Origin of the sequence: Pseudomonas putida (assembly GCF_030159595.1) — a bacterium.
In the GTDB taxonomy this organism is placed as follows: Bacteria; Pseudomonadota; Gammaproteobacteria; order Pseudomonadales; family Pseudomonadaceae; genus Aquipseudomonas; species Aquipseudomonas putida_AC.
In genome coordinates, this window is sequence record NZ_BSKJ01000016.1 from 26,053 (window position 1) to 48,525 (window position 22,473).

Sequence of the window (22,473 nt, forward strand, 5' to 3'; positions counted from 1 at the left end):
TGCTTTGCAGCCCCAATTACCAATAATTTTCTACCGCCACCTGCCCGGGCCGCTTGCTCAGGCTCAGTTGCAGGTCACGCGCCTTCAGCACCTTGCGCGTCTCGTCGATCATTTCCGGGTTACCGCACAGCATCACCCGCGAATGCTCCGGTGACAGCTCAAGCCCCGCCGCCTTCTCCAGCTCACCATTCTCGATCAACGTGGTAATACGCTGATTCAGCGCCCCTGGGTGGTGTTCACGCGTTACTACCGGTATGAACTGCAACTTGCCGGCGTACTCGGCCAGGTAATCGCGCTGTTCCAACCCGGCGATTTCATCCACATAGGCCAGCTCTTTCGCTTCGCGCACCGAATACACCAACTTGATGCTGTCAAAACGCTCCCAAGCCTCGAAGTCCTGCAGGATCGACATAAAGGGCGCAATGCCAGTACCGGTCGCCAGTAACCACAAGTCACGACCGCCGACGAAGCGGTCAAGGGTAAGGAAGCCAAAGGCCTGGCGATCGATCAGCAAGGTATCGCCTGCGCCCAACCGGCTCAGCTCGCTGGTGAATTCACCGCCGGGTACAACGATGGAGAAGAAGTCGAGGTGCTCGTCATGCGGTGCGCTGACCATGGAGTAGGCACGCCACACCACGCTGCCATCGGCCTTGGTCACACCCAGTCGGGCGAACTGGCCGGAACGGAAGCGGAAGCCCGCATCGCGCGTAACCCGCAGGCTGAAGAGGTTCGGCGTCAACGGCTGAACATCGAGCAGGGTCTGGCGGGTGAACTTTTCGGCGCTTGCGGTCATATCGGGCTCCAGGGTTGGCGAGTGCACAGTGTCGCCTAAAGTGGCCTGGATAAAAACCACCGCTTTGTAGGGCCTCATCAAGGGCGATCGTGCCGAACTCTCAGAAATTCCTGATCGCTATAACAAAAAAATCCCAACAAGGTGGTAGGACTTTTCCTACAATCATCCGGGTACTCAAACGGATTGGATCCTGTCACCCAAGGAGTTCTTCAAATGCTTCATTGGAGACCCGAGCATCTTCATGTGTTCGTCAGCGAGCGATGCCCACAGAAGTTGTTCGACATTGCGGTGCACCTGGCTCAGGAACTGGGTATGGAGTACCTCGGGCTGAATATCCGCATTCAGATCGCCACGCAGACCCCCAGGCTTTACCTCTACAGCAATTACCCGAATGAATGGATCGAGCGCTATCAGCGCGACGAGTTCTACAAACAGGACCCCGCCGCAAACGTGAGCCACAGCTCGACCCTGCCAGTGCTGTGGACCGAAGAACTGTACCGCGAAGCCCCGCAGTTTCGAGAAGTCGCCTGCCAGCATGGGCTGCGCCATGGCTGGACGCAGTCGTTGCACGACTTGCAGCACAACGAGAGCCAGATCAGCGTAGCCAGGCCCATCGGCGACATCGACATCGCCGAACTCTATGACAAGGCCGGCAGTGTGCAGTGGCTATGCCACACCCTCCATGCAGTACTTGGCGAACATCACCTGAACGCGCTGTGCCCACCGCAGCCGAAAATGAGCGAGCGGGAACTGGAAGTGTTGAAGTGGTCGGCCGCCGGCAAGACCGCCGCCGACGTGGCCTGCATTCTGTCGCTGTCGCAAAGCACGGTTAACTTCCATATCCGCAGCGTGATCACCAAGACCAACGCCGCAAACAAAGCCGGTGCCGTCGCCATCGCCGCCCTGCGTGGCTGGATCTGACCTTCAAACCTGCGACCTTGGGCAAAGCCCTGTAGAATCGCCCGGCAAAGCCCGGGGCGAACCGCAACGGGCAGTTTCATACCCGAGCCAGACGCCATGCCCCTGTTGACCACCCCCTACGCCGAACTCGACCTGATCCGCCAGCCGGAGCAGGCCAACGACCCGCTGCAGGCATTCGATGCCGCCGACGAGTACCTGCTTGCGCAGCTGCACGAACAGGCACCCGACGCCAACTGCCGCGTGCTGGTGCTCAATGACAGCTTCGGTGCCCTGGCCGCCAGCCTGGCGGGCCAGTTGCAGGTGGTCAGTAGCGGCGATTCGCACCTGGCACACCTGGCCCTGGAAAAAAACCTGGCGCGCAATGGCTTGCCGTTTGACAGCGTGCCCTTCGTACCGGCCAGCGAACACTGGCAAGGCCCTTTCGACCGGGTGCTGGTGCGCGTGCCCAAGACCCTGGCCCTGCTTGAGGAACAACTGATTCGCCTGCAGGGCCACCTGGCGCCTGGCGCGCAGGTGATTGCCGGGGCGATGATCAAACACTTGCCACACGCAGCCGGCGACCTGATGGAAAAGTACATCGGCCCGGTGCAGGCCTCGCTGGCGCAGAAAAAGGCCCGTCTGCTGACGGCAACAGCGGCCGAACGGCCGGTCGCCCGCTCGCCCTACCCTAGCCGCTATCGCCACGACGCGCCGGCGCTGGAGTTGGTCAACCACGCCAATGTGTTCTGCCGTGAAGGCCTGGATATCGGCACCCGGGCGTTCCTGCCGCACCTGCCACGCGACGTGGGCCGTGCGCGGGTGGCCGACCTGGGTTGCGGCAATGGCGTGCTGGCGATTGCCAGTGCACTGGCGAACCCCGATGCTGAATACACACTGGTCGACGAGTCGTACATGGCGGTGCAATCGGCACGGGAGAACTGGCAGGCCGCACTGGGCGAGCGCCCGGCGACCTTCGTTGCAGCCGATGGGTTGGCCGGGGTGGAGAAGCAATCGCTGGACGTGGTGCTGTGCAACCCGCCGTTCCACCAGCAGCAAGTGGTGGGCGACTTCCTTGCCTGGCGCATGTTCCAGCAGGCGCGTGAGGCACTGGTAGTCGGGGGGGCGCTGTACATCGTGGGCAACCGTCACCTGGGCTATCACAGCAAACTGGCGCGATTGTTCCGAGGGGTGGAGCAGGTGGCCGCTACACCCAAGTTCGTCATCCTGAAAGCCCGTAAGTAACCCTGTACCGGCCCTATCGCCGGCAAGTCAGCTCCCACAGGATACTCACTGCCCTTGAAAGCTGTGCAGTACCTGTGGGAGCTGGCTTGCCGGCGATAGGGCCATTGCAGGTTTACATCAATGGGTGGTAAGGCCCGCAGCCCCCATGAACAAGCGCATCACCCACGCCGCCACACCCAGCGCCGCCACGCTCATCGCCCAGATCAGCAGCAGCCAACCCAGCCGCTGCCACAGCGGTTTCTTCTCTTCAAAGCCATGTTTGCCGGTCATCATGCGGCCCTCCTAGTGATAGCCGTCTTCAGGGGTCACCTTGCCGCGGAACACGTAGTAGCTCCAGAAGGTGTACATGAGGATGAACGGCAGGATGAATAACGTGCCCACCAGCATGAAGCCCTGGCTTTGCGGTGGCGCCGCAGCCTCCCAGATCGAGACCGACGGCGGGATGATGTTCGGCCATAAGCTGATACCCAAGCCGCTGTAGCCGAGGAAGATCAACACCAGGGTGAGCAGGAACGGCGTGTAGTGCGCATTGCGCGCCACCGCCTTGAGCAACGCGTAGAACGTCACCAGTACCAGCAGCGGCACCGGCATGAACCAGATCAGGTTAGGCATGCTGAACCAGCGGTCGGCGATCTGTGGATAAGCGATCGGTGTCCACAGGCTGACGATGCCAATCACCACCAGCAGCACCAGCGCCAGCGGCCGGGCCATGTCGTGCATCTTCTGTTGCAGCGGCCCTTCGGTCTTCATGATCAGCCAAGTGCAGCCCAACAGCGTGTAGGCAACGATCAGCCCCAGCCCGCAAAACAGGCTGAACGGGGTGAGCCAGTCGAGGGTGCCACCGGCGAAGTGGCGGTCGACCACCTTGAAGCCTTCAAGGAAGGCGCCCAAAGCCACACCTTGGAAGAAGGTGGCGACCAGCGAACCCCAGATGAACGCCTTGTCCCAGATATGCCGCTTGTCGGCCTTGGCCTTGAAGCGAAACTCGAAGGCCACGCCGCGGAAGATCAAACCGATCAACATCAGGATCAGCGGCAGGTACAGGGCTTCGAGTATCACTGCATAGGCCATCGGGAACGCCCCGAACAACCCGGCCCCCCCCAGGATCAGCCAGGTTTCATTGCCGTCCCACACCGGAGCGACGGTGTTCATCATTACATCGCGGTCCTGCTCGCCCTTGACGAAGGGAAAGAGCATGCCGATCCCCAGGTCGAAACCGTCCATCACCACATACATCATGACGCCGAAGATGATGATCACCGCCCAGATCAGCGGAAGGTCGATACCCATGGCTCAGTCCTCCTTGCTCAGGTTGGCAGTCTTGGCCTCATGGCCATCATCGGCGGCAGACAACGGCCGCGCCGGCGTGCGCTGCTGGCCAGGGCCGCCCGGTGTGTGTTCGTCGCCTTCGCCGGTCTGCGGCCCTTTGCGCACCAGGCGCATCATGTAGCCAAGACCGGTGCCGAACAGGGCGAAGTACACCACTACGAAGGCCACCAGGGTGAAGCCCAGCTGTGCATAACTATGGTTGGACACGCCATCCGCCGTGCGCATCAGGCCATACACCACCCAGGGCTGGCGGCCGATCTCGGTGGTGAACCAGCCGGCCAGCAAGGCGATCAGCCCGGAAGGCCCCATCCATAGCGCCAGGTACAGGAACGGGCGCGAGGTGTAGAGCGTGCCGCGCTTGCGCAGCCACAGGCTCCACAGGCCGACGAAGATCATCAGGAAGCCGAGCCCGACCATGATCCGGAACGACCAGAAGACGATGGTCGAGTTGGGCCGGTCCTCGGGTGGGAACTCCTTCATCGCCGGCACCTGTTTGTCCAGGCTGTGGGTCAGGATCAGGCTGCCAAGCGCCGGAATCTCTACCTTGAAGCGTGTGGTCTCCGCCTTCATGTCGGGGATACCGAACAGGATCAGCGGGGTCGGCTCGCCAGGCACATTCTCCCAGTGACCTTCGATCGCCGCGATTTTCACCGGCTGGTGCTTGAGCGTATTGAGGCCGTGGAAGTCACCGATCACCGCCTGGATCGGGGCAACGATCAACGCCATCCACATGGCCATCGACAGCATCTTGCGCACCGCCGGATTGTCACGCCCGCGCAGCAGGTGCCAGGCCGCCGAGGCGCCGACGAAGAACGCCGTGGAGACAAACGCGGCCGTGGCCATGTGCATCAGCCGGTAGGGGAACGAGGGGTTGAACACCACCGCAAACCAGTCCACCGGCACCACCCGACCATCGATGATTTCGTGGCCTTGGGGCGTCTGCATCCAACTGTTGGAAGCGAGAATCCAGAAGGTCGATACCAGGGTGCCCAGCGCCACCATGCAGGTGGAAAAGAAATGCAAGCCACGGCCCACACGATTCCAGCCGAACAGCATGACGCCGAGGAAGCCGGCTTCGAGGAAGAAGGCAGTCAGCACCTCGTAGGTCAGCAGTGGCCCGGTCACGGCGCCTGCGAACTCGGAGAAGCGGCTCCAGTTGGTACCGAACTGGTAGGCCATGACCAGGCCCGAGACCACGCCCATGCCGAAGTTGACGGCGAAGATTTTCGACCAGAAGTGATAGAGGTCACGGTAGACCTGGTTGTGGGTCCGCAGCCAGAGGCCTTCGAGGACTGCCAGGTAGCTCGCCAGGCCAATGGTGATGGCCGGGAACAGGATGTGGAACGACACGGTAAAGGCAAACTGCATTCGGGCGAGCTCTAGGGCCTCTATTCCGAACATGGTGCTTCCTCTTCAGATAATCCGGCGTCCGGGCTTGTGGCCCCAGTCGCCCACTGCCCCCACTGGGTCGAGTACGGCGCGTTGGAATTGTTCTGTTCGATCGCAGGGATTCCGGCCCAGAGGGCCAATTCGTTGAATCTGGAACGATTGATCCAGATCAACGAATGCTAGGAAGCATAGTCCCGAATGGCCCGGCGGGCCGTGTGGTTGATTGCCGCGTGACCGGTTGCCCCACCCTCTTTCATAAAGCGTGAGAAAGTGCCGATCCGGGCAAACAGTAACTGCTTGTTACAAACAGATGATACGCTGCGCACCCCTCTACTGCGCCGAGGCCCCTGGTTTCCGATGTCCGATTCCGCACCGCAGTTGCTGCGCCACCATCGTCCCTTCCTGGCCTTTTGGCTGGCCCGTGTTTTCACCGCCAGCGGCTTCCAGATGCTCACCGTGGCCATCGGCTGGCACCTCTATCAGTTGACCGGCAACGTGCTGGACCTGGGCCTGGTCGGCCTGGTGGAATTTGCCCCACGGGTGCTGTTCATGCTGCACACCGGGCATGTGGCCGACCGCTATGACCGGCGCAAGGTCGCTGCCCTGTGCCAGAGCCTGCAAGGGCTGATTGCCTTGGCGCTGGCAGTGGGCAGCGCTACCGACAACGTCACCCGCGAACTGATCTTCGCCCTCGCCTTCCTGCTCGGTGCCACGCGCTCATTCGAAATGCCGGCGACTCAGGCGCTGTTGCCCAACGTCGTGCCGCCAGGGCTGTTCCCACGGGCAGTGGCGGCTTCGGCCTCCGCCACCCAGTCAGCAACCATCGTGGCGCCAGCCGTGGGCGGTTTCCTGTATGCCTTCGGCAGCATCTGGGTGTATGGCCCCACCGTGGCCTTGTACGCCATCGCCTGTGTACTCACCTTGAGCCTGCAAGCACGCGGCCAGGTCGTGCAACGCGGGCGCGCCAGCATCGAATCACTGCTGGCCGGCATTCGCTTCATCCGCAGCCGACCCGATATCCTCGGTGCCATTTCGCTGGACCTGTTCGCCGTGCTGCTGGGCGGGGCCACCGCGCTGCTGCCGGTGTTCGCCAAGGACATCCTGCTGACCGGCCCGATGGGCCTCGGCCTGCTGCGCTCGGCGCCAGCGGTGGGGGCGTTGCTGATGTCGCTGTGGCTGGCGCGCTTCCCGTTCGAGCGGAAAGTGGGGCGCACCATGTTCACCGCGGTCGGCGTGTTCGGCGTGGCGACCATTGCCTTTGGCCTGTCGACCTCGTTCTGGTTCTCGCTGGCCGTACTGGTGGTGCTGGGCGCGGCGGACATGATCAGCATGGTGATTCGCAGTTCGTTCGTGCAGCTGGAAACACCAGATGAAATGCGCGGGCGGGTAAGCGCGGTGAACGGGTTGTTCATCGGTGCCTCGAACCAGCTCGGCGAATTCGAATCGGGGGTGACGGCGCACTGGTTTGGCACAGTGCCGGCGGTGGTGATGGGCGGAGTGGGCACGTTGGTGGTGACCGGCGTGTGGATAAAACTGTTCCCGACACTGGCCAAGCGGGATCGGTTGCATAACGGTTGATCGTTAACCTGTACCGGCCTCTTCGCGGGTGAACCCGCTCCCACAGGGACCACGCCGCCCTCAGGCCCTGTGCTGTACCTGTGGGAGCGGGTTTACCCGCGAAGAGGCCGGCACAGGCGATAGAAAATCCCATTCCCAACGGCCATAGGCCCCCGCCATGCATGCTGGTATGATGCGCGGCTTTTTTCCTCCCCACACAAAACCACGGCAACCGGTACGGTCTGTGCTTTGCTGATGGGGTCGATATATTCATGGCGCCGGGGGCGCCTTGGGGAGCGGGCATGCTGGAAAGGCTGTTTCAACTAAGAGCACACAACACCAACGTGCGCACCGAGATTCTCGCGGGCGTCACCACCTTCCTGGCCATGGCCTACATCCTGTTCGTCAACCCGAGCATCCTCGGCGAGACTGGCATGGACAAGGGCGCGATCTTCGTCGCCACCTGCCTGGCGGCAGCCATCGGCTCCACCACCATGGGCCTGATCGCCAACTACCCGATCGCCCTGGCGCCGGGCATGGGCCTGAACGCGTTCTTCACCTACACCGTAGTGCTGCACATGGGCCACACCTGGCAAGTGGCGCTGGGCGCGGTGTTCCTGTCGGCGGTGATGTTCTTCCTGCTGTCGATCTTCCGCATCCGTGAATGGATCGTGAACAGCATTCCACTGCCACTGCGCTCGGCGATCGCTGCGGGTATCGGCCTGTTCCTGGCGCTGATCGCCCTGCATAACGCCGGCATCGTCGTCGATAACCCGGCTACCCTGGTGGGCCTTGGCGACCTCAAGCAGCCGGCACCGATCCTCGCCACCCTGGGCTTCTTCCTGATCGTGGGCCTGGAGTCGCTGAAAGTGCGCGGCGCCGTGCTGATCGGCATCCTGGCGGTGACCATCGCCTCGATCGTGATGGGCGTGACGCCGTTCGGCGGCATCGTCTCCATGCCGCCGTCGCTGGCCCCGACCTTCCTGCAGCTGGATATCGCCGGAGCGCTGGACGTGGGCCTGGTCAGCGTGATCTTCGCCTTCCTGTTCGTCGACCTGTTCGACAACTCCGGCACCCTGATCGGCGTGGCCAAGCGCGCCGGTTTGATGGGCAAAGACGGTCACATGCCGAAAATGGGCCGTGCCCTGATCGCCGACAGCACCGCCGCCATGGCCGGTTCGCTGCTGGGCACCTCGACCACCACCAGCTACATCGAGTCCGCTGCGGGCGTGAGCGCCGGTGGCCGCACCGGCCTGACCGCCATCGTGGTTGCCGTGCTGTTCCTGCTGGCGCTGTTCTTCGCTCCGCTGGCAGGTAGCGTGCCGGCGTTCGCCACCGCGCCGGCGCTGCTGTTCGTCGCTGTGCTGATGGCCTCGGGCCTGGCAGAAATAAACTGGGACGACGTCACCGAAGCCGCACCGGTGGTAGTGACCGCCCTGGCCATGCCGCTGACCTACTCGATCGCCAACGGTATCGCCTTCGGCTTCATTTCCTGGACCGCCGTCAAGCTGATCTCCGGCCGCTACCGCGACCTGAACCCGGCCCTGGTGATCCTTTCCATCCTGTTCGTCATCAAGCTGGGCTGGTTCAACGCATGAGTGCTGCTTTCGACCCCTCCTCCTACGCCACCCAGCTGGACGCCAAGGTGGCCCGGCTGCGCGAGCTGCTGGCGCCCTTCGGCGCGCCGGAGCCGGCTGTTTTCGACTCCCCGCGCGAGCACTACCGCCTGCGCGCCGAGTTCCGCCTGTGGCGCGAGGATGGCCAGCGCCACTACGCCATGTTTGCCCCGGGCGAAAAGCACAAGGCAATCCTGATCGACGATTTCCCCATTGCCAGCCAGCGCATCAATGCGCTGATGCCTCGCCTGAAGGCGGCCTGGCAGGCCAGCGAGGAACTGGGCAACCGCCTGTTCCAGGTGGAGTTCCTGACCACTCTGGCCGGCGATGCCATGATCACCATGTGCTACCACCGCCCGTTGGACGAGGCGTGGGAAGTGGCCGCACGGCAACTGTCCGAAGAGCTGGGCGTTAGCGTCATTGGCCGCTCCAAAGGCAAACGCCTGGTGATCGGCCGCGACTACGCGGTGGAAAAACTCGACGTGGCGGGCCGTGTGTTCAGCTATCGCCAGCCGGAAGGCGCGTTCACCCAGCCCAATGGCGCGGTGAACCAGAAGATGTTGAGCTGGGCATTTGATGCCATCGGCGAGCGTGAAGACGATTTGCTGGAGCTGTACTGCGGTAATGGCAACTTCACCCTGCCGCTGGCCACCCGCGTGCGCCAGGTGCTGGCTACAGAGATCAGCAAGACCTCGGTCAATGCCGCGCTGAGCAACCTCGACGAGAACGCTGTGGATAACGTGCGTTTGGTGCGTTTGTCAGCCGAAGAGCTGACCCAGGCGCTGAATGAGGTGCGCCCGTTCCGTCGCCTGGAAGGCATCGACCTGAAAAGCTATGACTTCGGCACAGTGTTCGTCGACCCGCCGCGCGCGGGGATGGACCCGGACACCTGCGAGCTGACCCGGCGTTTCGAGCGGATTCTGTACATCTCGTGCAACCCGGAAACGCTGGCGGCGAACATTGCCCAGTTGCAGGACACCCACCGTATCGAGCGGTGTGCGTTGTTTGACCAGTTCCCCTATACCCACCATATGGAGAGTGGGGTTCTGCTGGTTCGGCGTTAAATCATTCGCGGGCACGCCCGCTCCCACAGGATCACCGCTCAACTGAAGGAAGCGGTAACCCTGTGGGAGCGGGCGTGCCCGCGAATGGGCCGCATCGCGGCCCACAGGCTCAGAAGTCGAAGAAGACTGTCTCCCCTTCCCCCTGAATACGGATATCAAAGCGATACGCCGTTTTCCCGTCCACTTCGCAACGCTTGGCAATCAAGGTTTCACGCCGCTGCGGCTGCTCGATCAGGTTCAGCACCGGGCACTTGGCGTTGGCCTGGGCTTCGTCATCGAAGTACAGCCGCGTGTGCAGGTGAATGTTGATGCCTCGGGCAAACAGGCTGATGTTGATGTGCGGCGCCATCGGCACGCCAGCCGCGTTGTTCACCACACCCGGTTTGACCGTGTGCAGCGTCCACTCGCCCGCGTCGAAGGTGGTGGCGGTACGGCCAAAGCTGTTGAAGGCGTTTTCCAGGTTGTAGGCATCCTGGTACTCGCCATTGGCGTCGGCTTGCCACACTTCCAGGAACGAGTCGCGTACCAGGTGACCGTTACCGTCATACACCTGGCCGATCAGCAGAATGTGCTCGCCCGCGGCGTCTGGCTTGGCCAGGCGGTTCCAGATTTCCTGGTCACGCGTCGGGTTGCCGGCCGCTTCCAGGGCCAGGCCGATGTGCACATAGGGGCCGGCGGTCTGCGAAGGGGTTTCCGGCAGCAGTTCGATTGGCATGGCGGTGTCCTCAGCAGTTTTCGAAGTGGGTCTTGCGCTGGCCGCGCAGCACGATGTCGAAGCGGTAGGCCAGGCAGTCCATCGGGTTGGCGTTGCTCATGTCGAGCTTGGCGATCAACTGCTGTACAGCTTCCGGGTTGGCGATCGACTTGACGATCGGGCACATCGGGATCAGCGGGTCACCCTCGAAGTACAGCTGGGTGATCAGCTTGGTGGCAATCGACGGGCCGCTGATGCCGAAGTGGATGTGCGCCGGGCGCCAGTCGTTCGGGCCGTTGCGCCATGGGTACGGGCCCGGCTTGATGGTGCGGAAGCTGTAGTAACCGTCACTGTCGGTCAGGCAGCGGCCAACACCACCGAAGTTCGGGTCCAGCGGTGCCAGATAACGGTCGTTCTTGTGGCGGTAGCGGCCGCCAGCGTTGGCTTGCCACATTTCCACCAGGGTGTTCGGCACAGGCTTGCCGTACTGGTCGACGACGCGGCCGGCAACGATGATGCGCTCGCCGATCGGCAGGCCACCGTTGTTGAAGTTCAGCAGCAGGTCATGGTCATGGGCGCCGAAGCCCAGATGGGTGAAGTCTGGCCCCGTGGTTTCGCTGATCGACTGTGGAATGCTGACCAGCGCCTGGCGCGGCGAGCGGGCAATGGACGTCTTGTAATCAGGCGTAAGGGCTTTGGGGTGCCAGTTGCGATCACGGATCACGAAGCGGCTGTTGTCCTGTGCGGGCATGCCGGTTTCCTCTCTTGGAATTATGTGAACGCCTGGGCGTGGCAGGCGGACTTGCAGTTTCAGGCATGTCGCGCGTGATGAATATTGAAATCAACCACCTCAAACATAACCATATGGTTATGGATTAACACCTTGGCCTGACACCTGCCGCTGTCGTGAACTAATCTTTGTCTTCTTGTTTCACGCTCGGGAGAGCACTCATGGAATGGCGAAAAGGCCGACGCAGCGACAACGTGGTCGATGCCCGAGGCGAAGGTGGCGGCGGTGGCATGCGTTTTGGCGGCGGCAAGGGGCTGGGGCTTGGGGCGATTCTGCTGATCGTCGGCATCGGCTGGCTCACCGGGCAGGACCCGCTGCAGATTCTCGGCCAGCTCACAGGCCAGCTGGAACAGCAGCAACAGCAAACGGCACCCAGTGGTGCGGGTGGCAAGGCACCACCGGCCAACGATCAGCAGGCTGACTTTGTCGCCTCGATCCTGGGCGACACCGAAGACACCTGGAAAGCGCTGTTCGCCGAAGCGGGCAAGCAGTACCGTGACCCCAAGCTGGTGCTGTTCAGCGGCCAGGTCAATTCGGCCTGTGGCTTTGCCTCGGCGGCGGTGGGGCCGTTCTACTGCCCGGCAGACCAGCGGGTTTACCTGGACATGTCGTTCTTCCGCGAAATGGAAACCCGCTTCGCGGCGGCCGGCGACTTCGCCCAGGCCTATGTGATCGCTCACGAAATCGGCCACCATGTGCAGACCCTGCTGGGCGTTTCGGCCAAGGTCGATGCTGCGCGCCGCAACGGCCAGCGCATGGAAGGCGACAATGGCCTGCTGGTGCGCCAGGAACTGCAGGCCGACTGCCTGGCCGGAGTATGGGCCTACCAGGCGCAGAAGCGCCTGAACTGGCTGGAGCCAGGTGACGTCGAGGAGGCGCTGAACGCGGCCAACGCCATTGGTGATGATCGCTTGCAGCAGCAAGGTCGCGGGCGCGTAGTGCCGGACTCGTTCACCCATGGCACCTCGGCGCAGCGCGTGCGCTGGTTCAAGGCCGGGTTTGCCCAAGGAGAGGTGAACAGCTGCGACACCTTCAGTGCGCGTAACCTTTGAGACTGATTGGGGCCGCGTTGCGGCCCCAATTTATCCAGTTACAAATCGGCTGAAAAAGCGTTTCAGCTTCCCCCATCATTGCCGATAACCCCTGCACGAGTCAGCGGGCATCCAGAACAACAACGCCTGGCGATCGAAGATCAAGAGAGCGAAAACTACTTCTGGAGAGCGTGCATGAACAGCTGGTTCGCCAACATCAGCGTCAACCTCAAACTCGGCCTGGGCTTCGGCCTGGTGCTGGTCCTCACCGGCCTGCTGGCCCTCACCGGCTGGACCAGCCTGGGCAGCCTGATCGATCGCAGCAACTGGATGGGCGACATCGGTCAGTTGAACAAGGACCTCACCGACCTGCGCATAGCGCGCCTGCAGTACATGATCGCCAACGGCGACGATACTGCAGCCGCCAACACCCAGGCCAAGCTGGACGCCTTCAGCAAGCAGCAGGCTTACCTGGCCAGCACCTTCAAGAGCCCGGATAACATCAAGCTGCTGAATGAACTGGGCGAAACCATCAGCGCCTACAAGCTGTCGCTGAACAAGATGCGCCAGGGCTACGACGCCACCCGTACCGCTCGCGCGGCGATGGACAGCTCGGCAACCCGCGCCGACCAGGCCATGGATGTGCTCAGCCAGGAAGTCATGGCGCGCCCCGAGGCCGACAGCGTACGCCTGGCCCAGTACCAGCTGATCAGCAAGGCCCGCCAGCAACTGCTGCAGGTGCGCATCGATGTGCGTGGCTACATTGCCGACAACACTGCCGCCAACGAACAGGCCGCCCTGCGCCAGCTGGACGCGGCACTGGCCGACATCGACAATCTCAAGCGTCAGCTGCCCGCCGAAGACGCCCGTCTGCAACAGTTCGAGCGCTCGGTGCTGGCCTACCGCGACGCCGTGCGCCAATTCCGCGACGCAGTCACCGACATCACCACCTCACGCGCCGAAATGACCGTACAGGGCGCCGACATCGTCAAGCGCAGCGATGCGCTGTATCAGCTCCAGTTGGAGCGCCGCGACATCGAAAGCACTCAGGCCCGCAGCCTGCAGGCCATCGCCACGTTGCTGGCGCTGTTGGTCGGCGTGCTGGCAGCGGTGCTGATCACCCGCCAGATCACCGGCCCGCTGCGTGAAACCCTGGTAGCGGTGGAAAAGATCGCCAGCGGCGACCTTACCCAACACATGCGTGTCACCCGCCGCGACGAACTGGGCGTGCTGCAACAAGGCATCGCGCGCATGGGTACTACGCTGCGCGAGCTGATCACCGGCATCCGTGATGGCGTCACCCAGATTGCCAGCGCCGCCGAAGAGCTGTCGGCAGTGACCGAGCAGACCAGCGCAGGCGCCAACAGCCAGAAGGTCGAGACCGACCAGGTAGCCACCGCCATGCACGAAATGGCCGCCACCGTTCAGGAGGTGGCACGCAATGCCGAGCAGGCGTCGCATGCCGCCACTGGTGCCGACGACGAAGCCCGCGCCGGCGACCGCGTGGTCGGCGAGGCGATTGGCCAGATCGAGCGCCTGGCCGAAGACATGCACCGCTCCACCGAGGCCATGAACCTGCTGCAGCAGGAAAGCCAGAAGATCGGCAGCGTGATGGACGTGATCAAGTCGGTGGCCGAACAGACCAACCTGCTGGCGCTCAATGCGGCGATCGAGGCGGCGCGTGCCGGCGAGGCCGGCCGTGGATTTGCCGTGGTGGCCGACGAAGTGCGCGGCCTGGCTCAGCGCACGCAGAAGTCCACCGAAGAGATCGAAGCGCTGATTGCCAGCCTGCAGGAGGGTACCCAGCAAGTGGCGAACGCCATGCAGGGCAGCCGCACCCTGACCGACAGCAGTGTTGATCTGGCGCGCAAGGCCGGGGCCTCGCTTGAGAGCATCACCAGCACGGTGTCGAGCATCCAGTCGATGAACCAGCAGATTGCGGCGGCGGCAGAGCAGCAGAGTGCGGTGGCTGAAGAGATCAGCCGCAGCATTTTGAATGTGCGCGATGTGTCGGAACAGACGGCGGCGGCCAGTGACGAGACGGCGGCGTCCAGTGTGGAACTGGCGCGGCTGGGTGGGCAGTTGCAGACGCTGGTCAGCCAGTTCCGCGTCTGACCTTAAGATTGTGGGGCCGCTTTGCGGCCCATCGCGACACAAGGCCGCTCCTACAGGAGATCGCGGAACCCTGTAGGAGCGGCCTTGCCGGGGCGCCGGACCGGTCGGATAGGAGGGCAAAGCCCTCCCAGCAATCTGGCAGGTATTACTTGACGATCATCCCAACCCCACGCCCACGCGGATCGGAGGCGGTCTCAAGCTTCGTCCCTTCTACATGGATCGCCTGGATATCCCCCATCTCCCAGCCCTGATCCTCCAGCACATAACCCATTTTCTTCAACTTATCAGCCTCCGGCCCGGTCAACGGCGCATAGGCATCAAAGTAAATGGTGTCCTTGGGCAGCAACTGATGGTGCACGCGCTGCGCCGCCACCGCCTTGTCCAGCGGCATGCCGTAGTCGTACAGGTTGTTCATCACCTGGAAGATCGAGGTAAAGATCCGCGAGCCACCCGGGGTACCGATCACCAGCTCGACCTTGCCATCACGGGTCATCAGGCTGGGGCTCATCGACGACAGCATGCGCTTGTCTGCCTGCATCTGCGCCACCAACAGGTCGGCGGTCTTGCCCTGGTAGAACTCGCTCACGCCTTTGTCGGCGATACGTTCCAGGGTCTGGGCCATCTCTGGCTGTTTGAACAGCTCACCGACCTTCATGTTGCCGAAGTAGTCGTTGAAGTTGGTCGCCGTCTTGAACATGCCTTGGGCATCGTTGCGGTACTGGTACTGCTTTTCCGCGACCTTGAAGCCGTTTTTCGCATAGCCGATGGCCGGGGTCAGCAGCTCGCTCCAGGGCAGCTTGCCGAACTTCTTGTGCGCCTCCCACAGGCCCATCACCGTGCCAGGCACACCTGCAGCACATACCCCCACCAGGCTGAGGTTTTCAAAGTTTCGCCGCCTGTGGACAGGCGCTGTCGCGTTCAGGCAACTCAGCAGGCGTACATCGCCAGCTTGCGCTGGATGAAATCAAGGAAGCACTGGATGCGCAGTGCCAGCTGGGTATTGCGGTAGTACACCGCGTGAATCGGCTGGCGATAGCCATTGTTGGCCTCGCTCAGGAGCACCTGCAGGCGCCCTGAGCGGATGTCCTCGTGGGTCATGAAGTGCGACAGGCTGACGATACCCTCGCCGGCCAGCGCCAGCTGACGCAGGGTCTCGCCGCTGGAGGCGATCAGCGCCGGGCGAATGCTCCAACGGTCACCCTGGGCATGGCGCAGCGGCCAATGGTTGAGCGATTCGGGCTGGCTGAAGCCCAGCAGACAGTGGTTGGCCAAGTCTTCGACCCGCTGCGGCGTACCGTGCTGCTCAAGGTAGGCCGGGCTGGCCAACACCTGCACCGGGCTGCAACCCAGGTTGCGTGCATGCAGGCTGGAATCGGCCAGTTCACCGATGCGGATCGCCACGTCTGTGCGCTGCTCCAGCAGGTCGATGATCAGGTCGTCGGTGTTCAGCTCCAGCTCGATACCTGGGTACTGGCGGCGAAACTCGCCGATCCACGGCAAGATGGCATGCAGCATGAACGGCGCGGCCGCATTGATACGCAGGCGCCCGGTGGCGGTCTGCCGGTTCATCGACAAGCGCTCTTCCATCTCGTCCATCTGCTCCAGCACCTGGCGCGAACGCTCTAGGAAAAAGCGCCCTTCCTCGGTCAGGTCCATACGCCGGGTGGTGCGGTTGACCAAGGTGGTGCCGAGCTTGCCCTCCAGACGCGACAAGGTACGGCTGACGGCGGACGGGGTCTGGCCCATCTGCTCGGCAGCGGCCGAGATCGAGCCGCAGTCGATGACGGCGACGAACACCTGGAGTTCTTCGGATCGGGTTTTCACATTCTGGCCTGCGGCTGCTACTTGCCTGGATTAGATCGCCTTGCCGAACACCTTGTCCAGATGTGCCTCATAAGCCGCCAATGCCGCCGGTACATCCGGGCGCTTCATCACATCCACTGCCAGGAAGGTTGGCAGGCCGGTCATGCCAAGGAACTGGTTGGCCTTGTGGAACGGGAAGTACACCGCATCCACCCCCTTGCCTTCGAAGAAATCGGCAGGGTCATCGAATGCCTGCTGCGGCGCGTTCCAGGTCAGGGACAGCATGTACTGCTTGCCATGCACCAAACCACCGCTGCCGTACTTTTGCGAGTGGTCCGAGCGGGTGCGGCCATCGTTGGCGTAAAGGCTGCCATGGCCAGCGGTGAAGACTTCGTCGATGTACTTCTTCACGGTCCAGGGCGCGCCCATCCACCACCCCGGCATTTGATAGATGATGACATCGGCCCAGAGGAACTTCTCTACTTCGGCCTGCACGTCGTAGCCGCCGTCGATGAACGTCTCCTGCACATCGAAACCGGCACGGTCCAGGTGAGCGATGGCTGCTTCGTGCAAGGTCGCGTTGAGGCGGCCATCAGAGTGAGCGAACTGTTTACCACCATTGAGCAGAAGGATCTTTTTCATGCTGGCCTCCCCGGCCGGATCGGAAATTCATGCCGGCAGGTTAGAGACTCGCTGGGGTGGGATACAGCGGTCACAGGGCAAAATACAATTGACCAGAAGTCACGAATGAGCAACACATTATTGCCGTAGAATCGGTTCACCCTCCATCACCGAGTAGCGCCCCATGAGTGAGCAGTTCGCCTTCATCCTCAAAGCCAAGACCCGACCGGAAATGGCTGATGCGTTCGAAAACCTGTTCCGCCCTTACGTCGAACCCAGCCGTCAGGAGCCGGGCTGCATCGAGTACCACATGCTGCGTGACCAGCAGGACCCGAGCCTGTTCGTGTTCTTCGAAGTGTGGGCCGACCAGGCCGCGCTGGATGTGCATTCGGCCCTGCCGCACATGGCCGCCTTCTTCGAAAAACGCATGGACTACCTGGAGCGCGATTTCGATATCCAGCGGGTCGACATGCTCAGCGCCTCAAGCGCTAGCCGTTGATCAGCAAGTGGCCGCCCAGCGCGGCCAGGCCAATAAAGAAGCAACGCTTGAACAGCAACGCGCTGATGCGCTGACGCAACCACTGTCCGGCCAACATGCCGAGCAAAGCTGGCGCCAGCATCAGCAGCGAAGCCCCCAGCGCCTGGCCTCCGAGGGCATCCTGCCCGGCCAGGCCGATGGCCAGTGCCAGGGTTGAAACCGTGAACGACAGGCCCAGGGCCTGGATCATCTGTTCACGGCTCAGGCCCAGGCTCTGCAAGTAGGGCACAGCAGGTATCACGAACACCCCGGTTGCCGCCGTGACTACCCCCGTCACCAGCCCACAAACCGGCCCCAGCCAACGTTCGTGCCCCGCCACCAAATGCAAGCCCGGGCCGACCAGCCCGTACAACGCATACACCAGCAAGGCCGCACCCAACGCGTGCACGGCCCATGGACCACTGTTGATCCCCAACCAGGCACTGCCCAGCAAGGTGCCCATGAAGATCAGCGCCAGCATCGGCCCCAACCGCGCCAACAACGCCCGCAAGTGCCCGCCGCTGGCCAGTTGCCATAGGTTGGTGAGGGTCGAGGGCACGATCAGTAGCGCTGCTGCCTGCGCCGGTGGCATCGCCAGGCCCAGCAGGCCCATGGCGATGGTCGGCAGGCCCAAGCCGATCACCCCTTTGACGGCGCCAGCCAGCAAGAAGGTCAGCACCACCAGCAGCGACAGCGCTGGGCCAATGTTCTGGTAGAAAGCGAGCAAGGTAGTCATGGGCCGATAATGGCGTGCGCCGGGCGCGCTGAAAACCCTGGCCTCAACAGATGTGCGCAATTTCTCGGCCACTCACTTGCAGCCAGCAAAACCCTCAGCACACAATCGGCACATCGCACCACGAAAAAAGGATTTTCCAGTGGCATCGATCTACCAGCTCAAACCGCGCTTCCAGGCCCTGCTGCGCCCGGCAGTCCAGCGCCTTTACGACCGGGGCGTCACCGCCAACCAGGTCACCGTCGCCGCCGCCGTGGTGTCGATTCTGCTGGGCCTGCTGCTGGCCGTCCTGTCCCCTATCACCTGGTTGTTCATCCTGGTGCCGATATGGATGCTCCTGCGCATGGCACTGAACGCCGTGGACGGCATGCTGGCCCGGGAGTTCGGCCAGCAATCTACCCTCGGCGCCTACCTCAACGAACTTTGCGACGTGATCGCTGACGCCGCCCTGTACCTGCCCTTCGCCCTGCTGACCGGGGTATCACCGACGCTGGTGGTGCTGGTGGTGCTGTGTGCCACGTTCAGCGAATACGCCGGCGTCATGGGCCCACTGGCCGGTGCCTCGCGGCGTTATGACGGCCCCATGGGCAAAAGCGACCGGGCCTTTGCCTTCGGCGTACTGGGCACCGGCGTTGCCTTTGGCCTGCTGAACGGCAGCTGGATCAATGGCTTGCTGCTGGTCATCCTCGCGCTCTCGCTCTATACCCTCTACAACCGGGTTCGCCAGGGGCTGGCCGAAACCCGCTGAGCCTATAGTCGTCGCAAAAGGACGTTGACCATGCGCCAAGCGCAAGCGCTGCATTTCTCCACCCATGACGGTGTCGAGCTGCACTACCGTCATTGGCCTGCCACCCGCAACGAACACCAGCCACGCCGGGCCGTGGTGATGTTCCACCGCGGCCATGAACACGGCGGGCGCATGGCCCACCTGGCCGATGAGCTGGACATGCCGGGCTATGACTTCTTCGCCTGGGATGCGCGCGGCCACGGCCAGTCGCCAGGTGCACGTGGCGACAGCCCGGGGTTTGCCACCAGCGTGCGCGACGTGCAGACCTTCATCGAACATATCCAGGCCCACCACGGCATCGCCGAGCAGGACCTGGTGGTGCTGGCGCAAAGCGTTGGCGCTGTGCTGATTGCCACCTGGGCCCACGACTACGCGCCCAAGGTGCGCTGCCTGGTGCTGGCCTCGCCAGCATTCAAGGTAAAACTGTATGTGCCGTTCGCCCGCCCCGGCCTGAAGCTGCTCAAGGCTTTGCGCGGCAACTTCTTCGTCAACAGCTACGTCAAGCCACGCCTGCTCACTCACGACCCAGAGCGGGTGATGTCATATGTGGCCGACCCGCTGATCAGCCGGCCGATTTCGGTGACCATGCTGCTGGGCCTTTACGAAGCCGCCGATCGGGTGGTGGCGGACGCCCAGGCCATTCAGGTACCGACCCAGTTGCTGGTATCCGGTGCCGACTTCGTGGTCGAGCGCCAGCCACAGGAACGCTTTTTTGAACGCCTCGGCAGCGCGCGCAAGGAAATGCACATCCTGCCGGGCTTCTTCCACGACACCCTCGGCGAGCGGGAGCGGGCCCATGCCCTGAGGCGCATCGAACGGTTTGTTGAACACTGTTTCGCCAGGCCCGCAGCCCTGCCCTCACTGCTGGATGCCGACAAGACCGGGGCCACTTGCGCCGAGGCCGAAAGCCTGGCCGCACCGTTGCCACGCCACTCGCCTCGTGACCTTTACTGGCGCGCCACCCGCGCCGGGCTGAGCCTGGGCAAGGGGCTTTCTGCGGGTGTGAAACTGGGCTTCGACACCGGCTTCGATTCGGGCAGCACACTCGACTACGTTTACCGCAACCAACCGACCGGCAAGGGCAAGCTGGGCCGCCTGGTCGACCAGAACTACCTCAACGCCATTGGCTGGCGTGGCATTCGCCAGCGCAAGCTGCATGTTGAAGCGCTACTGCGCCTGGCCATCACCCGCCTGCGCGAACAACAACGGCCTGTGCATATTGTCGATATCGCCGCCGGCCATGGCCGCTACATCCTCGAAGCCCTGCAAGACCTTGAGCAGCTGCCGGACTCGATCCTGCTGCGCGACTACAGCGAGCTGAACGTGCAACAAGGTCGCGCGCTGATCGCCGAGAAAGGCGTGGTCGATATCGCCCGCTTCGTCCAAGGCGACGCTTTCGATCGCCAGAGCCTGGCCACGCTAGAACAGCCCCCAACACTGGCCGTGGTTTCGGGGCTGTACGAACTGTTCCCCAGCAACCAGTTGGTGGGCAACTCGCTGGCGGGCCTGGCCGATGCCATGGAGGATGGCGGCTACCTGATCTACACCGGCCAGCCATGGCACCCGCAACTTGAGATGATTGCCCGCGCCCTCACCAGCCATCGTGGTGGCGAGGCTTGGGTGATGCGCCGCCGCAGCCAGGCCGAAATGGACCAGCTGGTCGAGGCTGCGGGCTTCCGCAAGCTGGCCCAGCGTATCGATGAATGGGGCATTTTCAGCGTCAGCCTGGCACAACGGGTGCGCTGAATGAGCCCGCCACGCGAGCCAGGGCTGATCCGCCGGGGCGTGTTCTGGCTTCTGCTGCTGGGGCCGTTTTTCTTCCTCAGCTACGGGCTGGTGAACAATTACACGGCCGGGCGCAGTGATGTCGGCAGCCTGGTGTTCGGCTGGGAGCGCGGCATGCCGCTGTGGCCCTGGACGATCATCCCGTACTGGTCGATCGACCTGCTCTACGGGTTGTCCTTCCTGCTGCCGCGCACACGCCAGGAAATGGACCGGCACGCGCTGGCACTGCTCAGCGCACAGGTGATCAGCGTCAGCTGCTTCTTGCTGTGGCCGCTGCGCTTCACCTTCGAGCGGCCGGAGCTGGATGGGCTGTTTGGCTGGCTGTTCGATGTGCTGATGGGCTTCGACAAGCCGTTCAACCAGGCGCCCTCGCTGCACATTGCGCTGCTGGTCATCATCTGGACGATGTTTGCCCGCCATGTGCAGCGCCAGTCCTTGCGCTGGCTGATGCATGGCTGGATGGCGTTGATCGGGGTGTCGGTGCTGACCACCTGGCAGCATCATTTCATCGATGTACCCACGGGGGCGCTGGCAGGATTTGCCTGCCTGTGGCTGTGGCCGTATCAAGGGCGCCTGCCCTTTCAGGCGGCCCACCTTGCACGGGATGCCAAGCGTTGGCGGGTAGCCTGTTGTTATGCCATCGGCGCGCTGTTGTGTGGGCTCCCTGTCGCTACGCTGGGCGGAGCCTGGCTGTGGCTGGGTTGGCCGTCGGTGTCCCTGGGGCTGGTGGCGCTGAACTATGCCGTGTTCGGGGCGGGCGGTTTTCAAAAGGATACCGACGGGCGCTTGTCGAATGCTGGCTGGTGGCTGCTGGCACCCTATCGGGTGGGCGCGTGGCTCAATTCGCGGCTGTGGACGAGGCGCCACCCGCAAGCGGATGAGGTCTGCAATGGCGTGTACCTTGGGCGGATTCCAGGACGTGGCGAGGGGGCGCAATTTGCTGCGATTGTCGATGTGTGTGCGGAGCTGCCGTGCACAGTATTGGCTACGCAGGATTACCTGCATTTCCCCACCCTTGACCTGATAGCACCCGACAGCCCCCTGCTGCTGCAGGCCGCTAACGCCATCGAACACTTCCATGCCAAAGGCCCTGTGCTGGTGTGCTGTGCGTTGGGTTATTCACGCAGCGCCAGCGCCGTGGCGGCCTGGCTGGTGGTTACCGGCCGCTGCAATGACGCCCAGCAGGCAGAATCCCTTATCCGCAAAGCCCGCCCCGGCATCGTCCTGCACAGCGCGCATCGCCAGGCGCTCCAGCAACTGGGAGCACAGCCATGAACCTGCGCGTAGTGGCCAGCCTGCTGGGCCGAGGCAAACAGCTGGAGTGCCTGTCCGACGGCCTCACCCTGCTGGCCCTGGCCTATGGCCTTGCCCCCTTGCTGGGTACCTCGCTGCAACCGCTGGTCAGCCTGTTGTGCTGCGCGCTGCTGGCGCTCGGCGTGCTGCACAAGTACTGGGCCATCCGCGTGGCAATCGATGCCGAACTGTTTGCCCACCTCGCCAATAGCGGTGACCTGGCGGCAGACACCCAGGCGCTGGACCGCGCCCTGTTCGAGCTGAAACTCAAACCACAGGCCACGGACGCCCGCGCCTGGCCTGACCGCAGCCAAGCCGCGCTGGGCCTGTTGCGCCGCCAGGCGGTGTGCCTGGGCCTGCAGCTGTCGCTGGCCTTGGCTACCCTGCTGACACTGCCTTTGAAGGGATAACGAC

21 protein-coding genes and 2 pseudogenes are annotated in these 22,473 nt (G+C 63.1%); 13 read left to right on the forward strand and 10 right to left on the reverse strand.

From position 1 onward, the window contains the following. Positions 1-16: 16 nt before the first annotated feature. Positions 17-793: a ferredoxin--NADP reductase gene (locus QQL85_RS25455; protein ID WP_284357171.1), complete on the reverse strand. Its 777-nt coding sequence runs from the start codon at positions 791-793 to the stop codon at positions 17-19. A gap of 213 nt (positions 794-1,006) precedes the next feature. On the opposite strand from QQL85_RS25455, the gene QQL85_RS25460 reads away from it, so the two are divergent. Further along, the gene (locus QQL85_RS25460; protein WP_284357170.1) at positions 1,007-1,714 is read left to right on the forward strand and encodes an autoinducer binding domain-containing protein; all 708 of its coding nucleotides are present in this window, start codon (positions 1,007-1,009) and stop codon (positions 1,712-1,714) included. Positions 1,715-1,810: 96 nt separating this feature from the next. Next, positions 1,811-2,935, forward strand: a complete 1,125-nt coding sequence (locus QQL85_RS25465) for a methyltransferase (RefSeq protein ID WP_284357169.1) — start codon at positions 1,811-1,813, stop codon at positions 2,933-2,935. 117 nt (positions 2,936-3,052) lie between these two features. Here the strand turns inward: QQL85_RS25465 and QQL85_RS25470 are convergent, their stop codons facing one another. Genes QQL85_RS25470 through QQL85_RS25480 form a run of 3 tightly spaced genes read right to left on the reverse strand, consistent with a single transcriptional unit; the run spans position 3,053 to position 5,665 of the window. Continuing rightward, the gene (locus QQL85_RS25470; protein WP_043197828.1) at positions 3,053-3,208 is read right to left on the reverse strand and encodes a DUF2474 domain-containing protein; all 156 of its coding nucleotides are present in this window, start codon (positions 3,206-3,208) and stop codon (positions 3,053-3,055) included. A 9-nt stretch (positions 3,209-3,217) separates the two neighbouring features. Next, positions 3,218-4,225, reverse strand: coding sequence for a cytochrome d ubiquinol oxidase subunit II (gene cydB / locus QQL85_RS25475; protein WP_284357168.1), 1,008 nt, complete (start codon positions 4,223-4,225; stop codon positions 3,218-3,220). A gap of 3 nt (positions 4,226-4,228) precedes the next feature. After that, the gene (locus QQL85_RS25480; protein WP_284357167.1) at positions 4,229-5,665 is read right to left on the reverse strand and encodes a cytochrome ubiquinol oxidase subunit I; all 1,437 of its coding nucleotides are present in this window, start codon (positions 5,663-5,665) and stop codon (positions 4,229-4,231) included. 345 nt (positions 5,666-6,010) lie between these two features. On the opposite strand from QQL85_RS25480, the gene QQL85_RS25485 reads away from it, so the two are divergent. The 3 genes from QQL85_RS25485 to trmA all read left to right on the forward strand — a co-directional run bounded on the left by QQL85_RS25485 (position 6,011) and on the right by trmA (position 9,890). Further along, a complete protein-coding gene (locus QQL85_RS25485; protein ID WP_284357166.1) occupies positions 6,011-7,231 on the forward strand; it encodes an MFS transporter in 1,221 nt (406 codons plus the stop codon). Positions 7,232-7,512: 281 nt separating this feature from the next. Further along, positions 7,513-8,808: an NCS2 family permease gene (locus tag QQL85_RS25490; protein WP_284357165.1), complete on the forward strand. Its 1,296-nt coding sequence runs from the start codon at positions 7,513-7,515 to the stop codon at positions 8,806-8,808. Beyond that, entirely contained in the window at positions 8,805-9,890 is a 1,086-nt protein-coding gene (gene trmA, locus QQL85_RS25495) for a tRNA (uridine(54)-C5)-methyltransferase TrmA (RefSeq protein ID WP_284357164.1), read from the forward strand. The genes QQL85_RS25490 and trmA overlap by 4 nt, the downstream gene beginning before the upstream one ends. Before the next feature lie 109 nt (positions 9,891-9,999). Here trmA and pcaG read toward each other — a convergent pair whose 3' ends face one another. Both pcaG and pcaH read right to left on the reverse strand, forming a co-directional pair. Next, positions 10,000-10,605, reverse strand: coding sequence for a protocatechuate 3,4-dioxygenase subunit alpha (gene pcaG / locus QQL85_RS25500; RefSeq protein WP_284357163.1), 606 nt, complete (start codon positions 10,603-10,605; stop codon positions 10,000-10,002). A gap of 10 nt (positions 10,606-10,615) precedes the next feature. Then, complete coding sequence (gene pcaH, locus QQL85_RS25505; protein ID WP_284357162.1) at positions 10,616-11,335, reverse strand: protocatechuate 3,4-dioxygenase subunit beta; 720 nt, start codon at positions 11,333-11,335, stop codon at positions 10,616-10,618. 200 nt (positions 11,336-11,535) lie between these two features. Between pcaH and ypfJ the strand changes: the two genes are divergently transcribed. From ypfJ to QQL85_RS26885, 3 genes and pseudogenes are all read left to right on the forward strand, one after another. After that, positions 11,536-12,426: a KPN_02809 family neutral zinc metallopeptidase gene (ypfJ, locus tag QQL85_RS25510; protein ID WP_284357161.1), complete on the forward strand. Its 891-nt coding sequence runs from the start codon at positions 11,536-11,538 to the stop codon at positions 12,424-12,426. Between the two features lie 309 nt (positions 12,427-12,735). Beyond that, positions 12,736-13,665, forward strand: a pseudogene (locus tag QQL85_RS26880) (methyl-accepting chemotaxis protein); the annotation flags it as partial. Further along, positions 13,657-14,520 carry a methyl-accepting chemotaxis protein gene (locus tag QQL85_RS26885; protein ID WP_434482179.1) on the forward strand — a complete coding sequence of 288 codons (864 nt, stop codon included), beginning with the start codon at positions 13,657-13,659 and terminating at the stop codon, positions 14,518-14,520. The pseudogene QQL85_RS26880 and the gene QQL85_RS26885, both read left to right, overlap by 9 nt. A gap of 145 nt (positions 14,521-14,665) precedes the next feature. On the opposite strand, the pseudogene QQL85_RS25520 reads toward QQL85_RS26885, so the two are convergent. From QQL85_RS25520 to QQL85_RS25530, 3 genes and pseudogenes are all read right to left on the reverse strand, one after another. Continuing rightward, positions 14,666-15,433, reverse strand: a pseudogene (locus QQL85_RS25520) (gamma-glutamyltransferase); the annotation flags it as partial. A gap of 14 nt (positions 15,434-15,447) precedes the next feature. Then, the gene (locus tag QQL85_RS25525; RefSeq protein ID WP_284357159.1) at positions 15,448-16,344 is read right to left on the reverse strand and encodes a LysR family transcriptional regulator; all 897 of its coding nucleotides are present in this window, start codon (positions 16,342-16,344) and stop codon (positions 15,448-15,450) included. 30 nt (positions 16,345-16,374) lie between these two features. Beyond that, the gene (locus tag QQL85_RS25530; RefSeq protein WP_060500016.1) at positions 16,375-16,965 is read right to left on the reverse strand and encodes an NAD(P)H-dependent oxidoreductase; all 591 of its coding nucleotides are present in this window, start codon (positions 16,963-16,965) and stop codon (positions 16,375-16,377) included. A 163-nt stretch (positions 16,966-17,128) separates the two neighbouring features. Between QQL85_RS25530 and QQL85_RS25535 the strand changes: the two genes are divergently transcribed. Next, a complete protein-coding gene (locus QQL85_RS25535) occupies positions 17,129-17,443 on the forward strand; it encodes a putative quinol monooxygenase (protein ID WP_016713437.1) in 315 nt (104 codons plus the stop codon). On the opposite strand, the gene QQL85_RS25540 is transcribed toward QQL85_RS25535, so the two are convergent. Further along, on the reverse strand, positions 17,433-18,197 hold the full coding sequence (locus QQL85_RS25540) for a sulfite exporter TauE/SafE family protein (RefSeq protein WP_284357158.1): 765 nt from the start codon (positions 18,195-18,197) through the stop codon (positions 17,433-17,435). The genes QQL85_RS25535 and QQL85_RS25540 overlap by 11 nt on opposite strands. Before the next feature lie 139 nt (positions 18,198-18,336). On the opposite strand from QQL85_RS25540, the gene QQL85_RS25545 reads away from it, so the two are divergent. From QQL85_RS25545 to QQL85_RS25560, 4 genes are read left to right on the forward strand one after another with little or no spacing between them, the layout of a single operon-like run. Then, positions 18,337-18,942 (forward strand): CDP-alcohol phosphatidyltransferase family protein, encoded by a 606-nt coding sequence (locus tag QQL85_RS25545; protein ID WP_284357157.1) that lies wholly within the window; start codon positions 18,337-18,339, stop codon positions 18,940-18,942. Positions 18,943-18,972: 30 nt separating this feature from the next. Next, positions 18,973-20,727 (forward strand): bifunctional alpha/beta hydrolase/class I SAM-dependent methyltransferase, encoded by a 1,755-nt coding sequence (locus QQL85_RS25550; protein WP_284357156.1) that lies wholly within the window; start codon positions 18,973-18,975, stop codon positions 20,725-20,727. Further along, positions 20,728-22,041: a phosphatase PAP2/dual specificity phosphatase family protein gene (locus QQL85_RS25555; RefSeq protein WP_284357155.1), complete on the forward strand. Its 1,314-nt coding sequence runs from the start codon at positions 20,728-20,730 to the stop codon at positions 22,039-22,041. Then, positions 22,038-22,469 carry a hypothetical protein gene (locus QQL85_RS25560; RefSeq protein ID WP_284357154.1) on the forward strand — a complete coding sequence of 144 codons (432 nt, stop codon included), beginning with the start codon at positions 22,038-22,040 and terminating at the stop codon, positions 22,467-22,469. The genes QQL85_RS25555 and QQL85_RS25560 overlap by 4 nt, the downstream gene beginning before the upstream one ends. Positions 22,470-22,473: the final 4 nt, after the last annotated feature.